Origin of the sequence: Lyngbya confervoides BDU141951 (assembly GCF_000817775.3) — a bacterium.
GTDB classification, from domain to species: Bacteria; Cyanobacteriota; Cyanobacteriia; order Thermosynechococcales; family Thermosynechococcaceae; genus Lyngbya; species Lyngbya confervoides.
In genome coordinates, this window is sequence record NZ_JTHE03000028.1 from 55,471 (window position 1) to 65,170 (window position 9,700).

7 protein-coding genes are annotated in these 9,700 nt (G+C 51.9%); 2 read left to right on the forward strand and 5 right to left on the reverse strand.

Annotation, left to right across the window (positions count from 1 at the left end; genetic code table 11):
* Positions 1-164: 164 nt before the first annotated feature.
* The 5 genes from QQ91_RS04445 to QQ91_RS04465 form a co-directional block, all read right to left on the reverse strand.
* Positions 165-1,196, reverse strand: a complete 1,032-nt coding sequence (locus tag QQ91_RS04445; protein ID WP_166280523.1) for a sulfate/molybdate ABC transporter ATP-binding protein — start codon at positions 1,194-1,196, stop codon at positions 165-167.
* 92 nt (positions 1,197-1,288) lie between these two features.
* A complete protein-coding gene (cysW, locus tag QQ91_RS04450) occupies positions 1,289-2,116 on the reverse strand; it encodes a sulfate ABC transporter permease subunit CysW (RefSeq protein WP_166280525.1) in 828 nt (275 codons plus the stop codon).
* A complete protein-coding gene (gene cysT / locus QQ91_RS04455) occupies positions 2,106-2,897 on the reverse strand; it encodes a sulfate ABC transporter permease subunit CysT (protein ID WP_236096071.1) in 792 nt (263 codons plus the stop codon). The genes cysW and cysT overlap by 11 nt, the downstream gene beginning before the upstream one ends.
* A 120-nt stretch (positions 2,898-3,017) precedes the next feature.
* Positions 3,018-3,377: an NIL domain-containing protein gene (locus QQ91_RS04460; protein WP_166280529.1), complete on the reverse strand. Its 360-nt coding sequence runs from the start codon at positions 3,375-3,377 to the stop codon at positions 3,018-3,020.
* A gap of 84 nt (positions 3,378-3,461) precedes the next feature.
* Entirely contained in the window at positions 3,462-4,475 is a 1,014-nt protein-coding gene (locus tag QQ91_RS04465) for a sulfate ABC transporter substrate-binding protein (RefSeq protein ID WP_166280531.1), read from the reverse strand.
* A 424-nt stretch (positions 4,476-4,899) separates the two neighbouring features.
* Here QQ91_RS04465 and QQ91_RS04470 point away from each other — a divergent pair, with 424 nt between their 5' ends.
* Both QQ91_RS04470 and bchH read left to right on the forward strand, forming a co-directional pair.
* A complete protein-coding gene (locus QQ91_RS04470; protein WP_166280533.1) occupies positions 4,900-5,697 on the forward strand; it encodes a Crp/Fnr family transcriptional regulator in 798 nt (265 codons plus the stop codon).
* A gap of 84 nt (positions 5,698-5,781) precedes the next feature.
* A complete protein-coding gene (gene bchH, locus QQ91_RS04475) occupies positions 5,782-9,582 on the forward strand; it encodes a magnesium chelatase subunit H (protein WP_166280534.1) in 3,801 nt (1,266 codons plus the stop codon).
* Positions 9,583-9,700 lie beyond the last annotated feature (118 nt).

Consider the following 9,700-nt stretch of genomic DNA (forward strand, 5'->3'; position numbering starts at 1 on the left):
TGGGTGTCACACAGGATTAATCGCATGATGCAATCGTGTTCACCATGACTTGATCGAATCCAAATTCAATTTATATCAAAATTAAATTCAATCGAAATTAAATTTGACTTCAATTTGATCTAGATCGATCAAAGGAGATGATAATGCGGTGTTCCCCTCGGAAGCTAAATCACGCAGTCCAGCTTTGGCAGAAACGCCTTAGCCGCCCTGGGCTTGACGAAAACCGCCTCCCCTGGCTGTAAAGACAGATCCCTCAACTGACTGCGAGTCAGAAAGGCGGTGAGGGGTTGGCGGTTGGGGAGTTCCAACTCCACTCGAACTTCCCATCCCAAATCCGTAACCCGGCGCACGCACGCAGCCACGGTGGAGGGATGCGCTGTGGGTCGCAGATCAATATCGTGGGGACGAATAAACAGAGAACCTTGCTCGCTAGAGGACTCCCATCCCTGGGACTGAAAGAGTCTAGCGGTGCTGCCAGAGAGGATATTCACAGGCCCGACGAAGCTCATTACAAAAGGAGTTTTGGGATGGTCATAGATCTCGGCGGGCGTTCCAATCTGCTCAATGGATCCCTGATTCATGACCACAATCTCATCCGCCACTGCCATGGCTTCCTCTTGATCATGGGTCACAAATATACTGGTCATTTGAACCTCATCGTGCAGTCGCCGCAACCACACCCTGAGTTCTTCACGCACCTTGGCATCTAAAGCTCCAAAGGGTTCATCCAGGAGCAAAACTTGGGGTTGAGCCGCTAGCGCCCTCGCCAAGGCAACACGCTGCCGCTGTCCTCCCGAGAGTTGAGCCGGGTAGCGATCGCCCAGGCCTTCCAACTGAATCAATCCCAATAATTCCTTGACTCTCTCTCGCACAACGGTTTTAGGCACCCGGCGAATCTGCAGCGCAAAGGCAATGTTTTGCCGGATGGTCATGTGCTTGAAAAGCGCATAGTGTTGAAAGACAAACCCGATATTGCGATGCCGCACATCAAGGGTCGTGGCATCTCGGCCATCAATGTGTATACGCCCTTGATCGGTATGCTCAAGACCCGCAATTACTCGCAAAAGAGTAGATTTTCCAGAACCGGAGGGGCCAAGTAGGGCCACCAGCTTTCCCTGGGGAATCGTGAGATGAATCTCATTCAGCGCCCGAAATGAACCAAAATGCTTGGTTACTCCTTCAATGACAATAGTCATGGATATCCTCCAAAGATAAAATTAAGGCAAGAGAACAAAGGTAGAGGTTTAGAATTGGGCGAAAACACCGTTTCCAAGCGCTTTTTTCCGACTCAAGGGGCTTTATGACGCGTCTTCCGCTCCAGAACCTCTTTGAGCACTAAGGTCACCACCGCCAACAGCGCCAAGATCGTTGACGCGCCAAAGGCCGCCTCCGTCTGGTAGTTTTTATAGGTTTCTTCTACAAACAAAGGCAGGGTTTGAGTTTTTCCGACAATATTTCCAGAAACAACTGCCACTGCCCCAAATTCACCCATTGCCCTTGCGTTGGTCAGCAGCACCCCGTATAGAAGCCCCCAGCGTATATTCGGTAGGGTGACTCTCCAGAATACCTGCCAGGGTTTTGCCCCTAAAGTCCTGGCCGATTCTTCCTCCGTTGGTCCAGATTCCTCAAGGACGGGCATGACCTCACGGGCAACAAAGGGGAGCGTCACGATTAAGGTAGCCAACACAATTCCGGGAGGGGCAAAAATAATTTTGAGGGGCAAGAATCCCAGCCAACCCCGATCCCCATAAAGCAGAACCAGCATGAGGCCAACCACCACCGGCGAAATCGAAAAGGGCAGATCTAGCACACTGATGAGGAGGGATCGTCCCAGGAAATGACGGCGCGCTAAAAACCAAGCCGCGCAGAGCCCAAACCCAGTATTCACCGGAAGCGCAATACCGGCAGTCAACAGGGTGAGCTGCAAGGCTTTAATAAAATCCGTCTGGCTGAGGATGCCTAGAAACTCTGCAAATCCTTGATGGAAGGCTTCGTAAAATAGAGCAACTGTCGGCACGAACAAAAGGCAAGCCAAGTAAGATACGGCGATCGCCACCAAGGCGAACTTTTTCCAATCCAAAGATTGAAACTTAGAGCAGAACCAATCACTGAACATAGCGTCGCCCCCATTGCTGCAACAGATTAATGACGAACAACAGCACCAGGGAAATCAAGAGCAGCATCACACCGATGACCGTTGCCCCGTCGTAGTCGTACTGCTCCAAACGCTGGATCACCAAAACTGGAGCAATGAGATCTCGAAAGGGAATGCTAGAGGAAATGATCACCACCGACCCATATTCCCCAATTGCACGGGAGAATCCCAAGGCTACACCGGTTAAAATCGCGGGCAGTAGGGGGGGCAGCAATACCTGAGTAAAGGTTTGTAGAGAACTCGCTCCCAAGGATAGAGCCGCCGCCTCTATCTCCTTCTCCATGGTCTGGATGACCGGCTGGATCGTTCTCACAACAAAGGGCAGTGAAATGAACAACATTGCCACTAAAACCCCTAAACGCGTAAAGGCAATCTGAATTCCCAAAGGCAGGAACCAGCGTCCAATCCACCCTTGATCACCATAAACTGTTGCCAGCACCAACCCTGCTACCGCCGTCGGCAAGGCAAAGGGAAGATCAATCACCGCATCGACTAATTTACGACCCGGAAATGAGTAACGGACTAAGACCCAAGCTACTAAAGTTCCCATGATTCCATTGATGATTCCCGCTCCCAGAGCCGTTAGAAAGGTGACATCATAGGCCGAGAGGGCTTCCGGCGAGGTCGCAATCTCCCAAAACTCAGCTGAACCTACCGTTAGCGATCTGCCGATCAGGGCTGAGATGGGAAGCAATAGCATCAGAGTTAAGTAGACGGCCATGACCCACCAAGGCCAAGACATCGGCTGTGCTGTTTGCGCTAAAGCCTGACCTCTGGTTCTTCGTTGAGAACGGCCTCCCCGAAAAGTCATCTTTTGGAATTTTAAATGAGTCAGCAAAGGTTGAGTCTCCTACGTTGGTCGTTAAAGGTAATCCCAGCTATCTTGGGCCATATCTAGGAACCAGATGTCGATATTGCAGCACCTCAGGTATTCCAGCGCTTGCTGGATTTGTTCTGCCTGCCCCAACAAAGCAAGATCAAACCAGCCAGACTCTTCGGAATGTTTGGATAGCAAAGCTGCACGAATATTAAACTCGACTCCGTAGTTCACTAACTGCGACAAAATAGGATTGTCGGCGTACTGCGGCGGAATTCGCAGCTGTATCTGGGTCATGAGGCGATCACCCGCGGTTTCTCCTGAATGAGTTCGAGCGTGAGCCCGCAGAGAGCTTGACCCCAAAGAGGCCACAGGTAAACCGTTCCATTGAGAATTAATCATCATGTTGAACTCCAGTAGAAGAAAGGAAAAAAGCAATAGAGTCCTGGAACGCCACTCCAACCCTATTAATTTAGGTAAAATCGGTCTTTAGCGCGAAGCGCGTCCGATTTTTCGTAAACTCTGATCAAAAAGGGCATTTTCCTTAAAAAATTGGGTGTCGATTTGGCTCCAACCGCCAAAATCCTGAACGGTGAATAGCTTTTTGACCGTGGGGAATTGAGTAGAAAATTCCTGGGCCACCGCTGCATTGACTGGCCTAAATCCAACCCGCGCGAATTCCCTTTGAGCCTCCGGGGTGTAAAGAAATTCCACAAAGGCCTCAGCGACCTCTCGGGTTTGGTGCTGGTCCACATTTTTATCTACGACGGCAACAGCCCCTTCAATGGAAATGTTGGTATCAAGGGGAACGCTGTAGGGTTGCGTATCCCCCTTGGCGCGAGCCAACAAAATTTCATTTTCATAGTTCATCAAAACATCGCCCTGACCTTGCTTGTAGAAGACATCGCTAGATTCACGAGCATCCTTAGCCAACACAGGAACGTTTTTCAAGACTCGTTCCACAAAGGCTTGCGCTTCAGCATCCGTTCCCCCGGTCTGGGTAACGGCCCCCCATAAAGCCAGGAAATTCCATTTGGCTCCACCGGAGGTCTTGGGATTGGCTGTAATCACCTGCAGGCGCCCATCGGCCAAATCCGACCATTTTTCAACCTTGGGTTGGTTTTCTCTCGTCACCAACGCCACAACGGATCGGGTCACAATGGCGTTATTCGGTGCCTCCTGCTCCCAATTGGGCTCAATCAGACCCGCCTCTTCAATTTTCTCGACATCCCCAGCCAGAGCCAATTGCACCACATCTGCCTCAAGTCCATCAATGACCGCACGTGTCTGTGACCCGGATCCACCATAACTTTGCTGAAAAATCACCTCCTGACCCGTTTCGGCCTTCCAGGCTGCGACAAATTTGGGAATGATTTTTTCGTAGGCGGATTTGGTAACCGCGTAGGACACCAGGGTGATCTCCACGGATTCCGCCTTCTCACCGGCAGCGGAAGACGGTTGAGGAGCGTTTTCCGCGCTTCCCCGAACACACCCTCCAAGCATCAGCCCGGTTAACCCAACCCTTACTAAGCGGTCTGAGATCCCTCGAAACGTCACTGAAAACGGGGCTCCACTCCCTGCGCTCATCCAAAAATCCTCCATGAATTACCCATCAGTCCTGAATCCTAGGCACCCTGGAGCAACTTGGAATTCAGACAACCTTCAAACTACACAAAAATGGAACTCATGTCAAACAGAAATGTTTTTCAAAACATTTATGTTTCAATCGCAGATCGTGCGAAGCCCACCCCCTGCGGGACTGTGGTTGACCCCCCATTAAATTTCAGACTCCAAGCGCGACGCGACGGAGGTTCTCCTCGTCAAGGCTCAATCAACACCCTGCAAAAGATTTTGAAAAATCCACGGTTTAGATAAACGACCGTGACACAATAGGACATGGGAGACAACTTCTGCAGGAGACAACAAAATGGCGAAGGAAACTGTGCAGGCTGTTTCCAAGGAAGAGGTCATCCAAAACCTCACGCAAACAAATTTTTTGTTTCGTGGCCTAGATACTCAAGAAATTGCTCAATATCTAGAGACAGAGGATGTATCCCTGGAAAAACTCTATTCAAGTCGTCCCATCTACACGGCTTACCTGCCTGACGTGTTTCTGGAGTATCTCTATGTCATTGTGCAGGGGGGGCCAGTTATTGTTCGCAGTGTCCCCCTCGATCGGGTGATTGCGCTCACCTACCCAGGAAGCTGCTTTGGGATGATGAATCTGGACTTTAGCTATGGTCGGGTCTACAAGGGGTTTCCCAGTTTAGTGGAGGCCTACAAAACCACGGATGTCCTCAAAATTCCCCAGATGATTGTGCAGCAGCTTTATCAGGACTACCCGCAAATTCAGGAGCGCTATGGCACTTTATTTGAGCTGCGCGAGAAGTTTCAGTATCATCTCCTGAACTGCAGTACCTATCCGCCCCAGGCCGTTGCAGCCCTTTTGCGAGCCTTGATCTATCAAGAACGAGTCCTGGGGAATCAGCCTGCCTCCGAGGGGATCTTTAGCTTCGATCTACCCATTGATATCATTGCCAGAGCCTGTCAGCTGAATCACCGGACGGTGGAACAGGTTCTCAAGGGAATGACAAAAACAGGGTTCCTCCGATCATCCAAAAAGTCAGAGGCAGGACACGATCTCGTCCAGATTTGCGATCCAGAGGGATTGAAGGAAGTCTATGGAGCCACTCGCGACAAAGTGGATTGGTGGCCTTTGCGCTGAGACTCGTTGTGGTTAAGGAATAGTCATGGCTATGCAAGCCGCGGCAATCTCAATACAATCAGATTAAACCCTAGAAGGCTGGCCATGGTACGGATTGTCTTAATTATTGGATTTGAATCCTTCAATCTGGGGCTGTACGGTCAAGCCCTTTCCCTTGCCAAGGCCCGCTGTCCCGATCTAGATCTGCACATTTTCAGCGATCGCGATCTTCAGCCTCAAGCAGCCGAGATCGAAGCTTTACTGGAGCAGGCAGATGTCTTCTTTGCCAGCTTAATTTTTGACTACGATCAGGTGGAATGGATCTGTGCGCGCATCCAACACATTCCCATTCGTCTGATCTTTGAGTCAGCCCTGGAGCTGATGAGATGGACCCAACTAGGACAGTTTGCCATCGGTCATCAGCCCAAGGGAATGCCCAAACCCATTAAATTTATTTTGGACAAGTTTGGCAGTGGTCGTGAGGAAGACAAGCTGGCAGGCTATTTAAGCTTTCTCAAGGTGGGTCCCAAACTGCTCAAGTATATTCCCGTCTCCAAGGTGCAGGATCTGCGCAACTGGCTGATCATTTATGGCTACTGGAATGCAGGCGGCGCTGAAAATGTAGCGGCAATGTGCTGGGCAATCGCACAACAGTACTTTAATCTTGCAGTGGGCGACCTACCCGCCCCCGTAGAAACGCCCAACCTCGGACTTTTACACCCAGACCATGAGGGATATTGGGAATCCCCGCGAGCCTACCTCCACTGGTATCACCAAACCTCCCCTCAGGCCCAAGAATGGCCCAGGGTGGGGATTTTACTCTACCGCAAGCATGTCATTACCCAACAGCCCTACATTCCCCAGCTGATTCGGTATTTTGAACAGGCCCAGCTTCTTCCCGTTCCCATTTTTATCAATGGGGTCGAAGGCCACGCCGCAGTGCGAGATCTGATGACAAGCAACTATGAGCAACAGCAGCCTCAGTCCAATCCAACCCGAATTCGTTCCCTGTCAAAGGAGGCGATCGCTGTGGATGCCATCGTCTCCACCCTCGGCTTTCCCCTTGTGGGCGGACCAGCAGGATCTATGGAGGCCGGTCGTCAGGTGGCCGTGGCACAGCAGATTTTGTGGGCTAAAAATCTCCCCTATATAGTGGCGGCCCCCCTCTTGATTCAGGACATTCATTCCTGGACCCGGCAAGGCATCAATGGATTGCAAAGCGTTGTTTTATATGCGCTCCCAGAACTAGATGGGGCCATTGATACCGTTCCCCTGGGAGGACTTGTGGGTAATGATATTTACCTCATTCCCGAACGAGTGCAGCGGCTAACCGGGCGACTGCACCAGTGGATTAAGCTGCGTCATCAGCCGAAGTCTCAGCGTAAAATTGCGATCTTGCTTTATGGATTTCCTCCGGGGTATGGCGCCACAGGCACAGCCGCTCTGCTGAATGTGCCGAAATCACTCATTCAGCTCCTGCGATCGCTTCAGGCAGAGGGCTACAAGGTGGGCGAGATCCCCGAGGATGGCGAGGCACTCCTTGAACAGGTGCGCCAGGCCGACAACGCCTATGCCGATCATCCCGGATCCGCAAGGGATTTTGAACAGCGTCAACGCGCCGCCAAAGTTCAGGTGCATCGCCTGGAAAAGTGGCTCGGCTATCGGTTGACGCACCGCATCGAACAGCAGTGGAACACCTTGACAGGTACCGGTATTAAAACCTTTGGCGACGAGTTTTACCTGGGAGGCGTGCAGCTCGGCAATGTTTGGATTGGAGTCCAGCCGCCCTTGGGCATTGCGGGTGATCCCATGCGCCTAATGTTTGAGCGCGATATGACCCCCCATCCCCAATACGCAGCCTTTTATCAATGGCTCCAGCGGGATTTCCAGGCCGATGCACTCATTCACTTTGGCATGCACGGAACCGTCGAATGGCTTCCCGGTTCCCCGCTGGGCAACACCGGCTATTCCTGGCCCGATGTACTGTTGGGAAATCTCCCGAATCTCTATATTTACGCTGCCAACAATCCCTCGGAATCAATTCTGGCAAAGCGGCGCGGCTACGGGGTGATCCTCTCCCATAATATTCCGCCCTACGGTCGTGTCGATCTCTATAAAGAACTTGCCCTCCTCAAGGATCTCATTGCCGAATATCGGGAAGATCCGCTGGTTAATGAAGGGCTGCGCGAAGTCATTACGAAAAAAATTCTAGATGCGGGGCTTCAAACCGACTGTCCCTTCAAAGAGGCGCAAAAGCTGGGAATTGAATTCACCTTAGAAAATGCCCGGCTGTTCAGTCCGGAGGTTTTTGGCCGCTATCTCATAGATCTCTACGACTATCTTCTCGGGCTAGAAAATCGCCTCTTCTCCTCGGGTCTGCATGTGCTGGGCGAAGCCCCAAGCCCGGAAGCGCTGCGCAGCTATCTAAATGCCTACTTTACAGCCCCCAAGGACCTCCCGGAGCCGATCCTGGAGGCCATCGCCCATGGATCCACTGCCGAAGAAGCCCTAGCCGCCTATCGTCGCCACCGACATATCCAGCAGCCAGGTAGAGCGCATGAGGTCAACCCGGCTTGGTGCGATCGCAGCCATGAAGCGGTGCTGCTACGCGATCGCCTCCAGCAAACCCCTGACGAAATCACAAACCTGATCCGGGGCCTCAACGGAGAATATATTCCGCCTGCCCCCGGCGGCGATTTGCTGCGCGACGGCATTGGCGTGCTGCCCACGGGGCGCAATATTCATGCCCTGGATCCTTACCGAATGCCCTCAGCAGGTGCCGTTGAACGAGGTCGGGCCATCGCCCAAAAGCTCATTGCCCAGCATCGAGAGGAACAGGGAGACTATCCCGAAACCATTGCCGTGATGCTCTGGGGTCTAGACGCCATCAAAACTCGTGGCGAGTCCCTGGGTATTTTGCTGGAGTTGGTGGGGGCACACCCCATTCAGGAAAGCACCGGTCGGATTGTTCGCTACGGCCTCAGGCCCTTGTCAGATCTAGACCACCCCCGCATTGATGTACTCGCGAATCTATCCGGAATTTTCCGCGATAGTTTTGGCAATATTCTGGAACTCTTGGATGATTTATTTCTACGAGCCGCTGAGGTCGCAGAACCAGAGGATCAAAACTTTATTCGTAAACATGCTCTGAGCTTACAAGCCCAAGGAATTGATCAGCCCACAGCCCGACTATTTTCTAATCCCGCCGGGGATTTTGGATCCCTGGTCAATGACCGCGTCACCGATGCCAACTGGGAGTGCGGGGAGGACCTGGCCCAAACCTGGCGCGATCGCAATGCGTTCAGCTACGGTCGCCACGATCGAGGCCAAACCCGCCCCGAAGTATTACAAACACTGCTTAACACCACAGGACAGATTATTCAACAAATTGATTCCGTAGAATACGGTCTTACGGATATCCAGGAATACTATGCCAACACCGGGGCCATGAAAAAAGCCATGGAGCAAGTCCAAGGGAAGCAAGTCAGTGCAAAATTCGTTGAGAGCTTCTCCAAAAACCACACCCCCCTAAGGCTAGAAAAACTGCTGCGAATCGAATATCGATCCAAGCTACTGAATCCTAAATGGGCTACGGCAATGGCGGATCAAGGCTCCGGAGGAGTCTACGAAATTTCCCAACGCATGACCGCCTTAATCGGCTGGAGTGGAACAGCGGACTTTCGAGACAGCTGGGTATATGACCAGGCCGCAGAAACCTATGCCCTCGACTCAGCCATGGCAGAACGCCTGCGGAAGGCCAACCCCGAAGCATTCTGCAACATTGTCGGACGTATGTTAGAGGCCCATGGGCGAGGATTTTGGTCTCCGAATGAGCAAACGCTCACGCGCTTACAACAACTCTACGAACTCGCCGACCAGGAATTAGAAAAAGTAGGATCAAAATAAAGCCCCTTCAGCTTGAATAATCAAGCAATGAAGAGGCTTTATTAAAAACACCCTGGCATCGAGCTATTTTCACAGGGGGCTGCCCCCCAACTATCGTCGCCGCTGTCACGTTTCACAT

Excerpts from the sequence above, each read along its gene's own strand:
- QQ91_RS04445 (WP_166280523.1), bottom strand. The coding sequence starts at position 1,196 with ATGACTATTGTCATTGAAGGAGTAACCAAGCATTTTGGTTCATTTCGG.
- cysW (WP_166280525.1), bottom strand. The coding sequence starts at position 2,116 with ATGTTCAGTGATTGGTTCTGCTCTAAGTTTCAATCTTTGGATTGGAAA.
- cysT (WP_236096071.1), bottom strand. The coding sequence starts at position 2,897 with ATGTCTTGGCCTTGGTGGGTCATGGCCGTCTACTTAACTCTGATGCTA.
- QQ91_RS04460 (WP_166280529.1), bottom strand. The coding sequence starts at position 3,377 with ATGATGATTAATTCTCAATGGAACGGTTTACCTGTGGCCTCTTTGGGG.
- QQ91_RS04465 (WP_166280531.1), bottom strand. The coding sequence starts at position 4,475 with ATGCTTGGAGGGTGTGTTCGGGGAAGCGCGGAAAACGCTCCTCAACCG.
- QQ91_RS04470 (WP_166280533.1), top strand. The coding sequence starts at position 4,900 with ATGGCGAAGGAAACTGTGCAGGCTGTTTCCAAGGAAGAGGTCATCCAA.
- bchH (WP_166280534.1), top strand. The coding sequence starts at position 5,782 with ATGGTACGGATTGTCTTAATTATTGGATTTGAATCCTTCAATCTGGGG.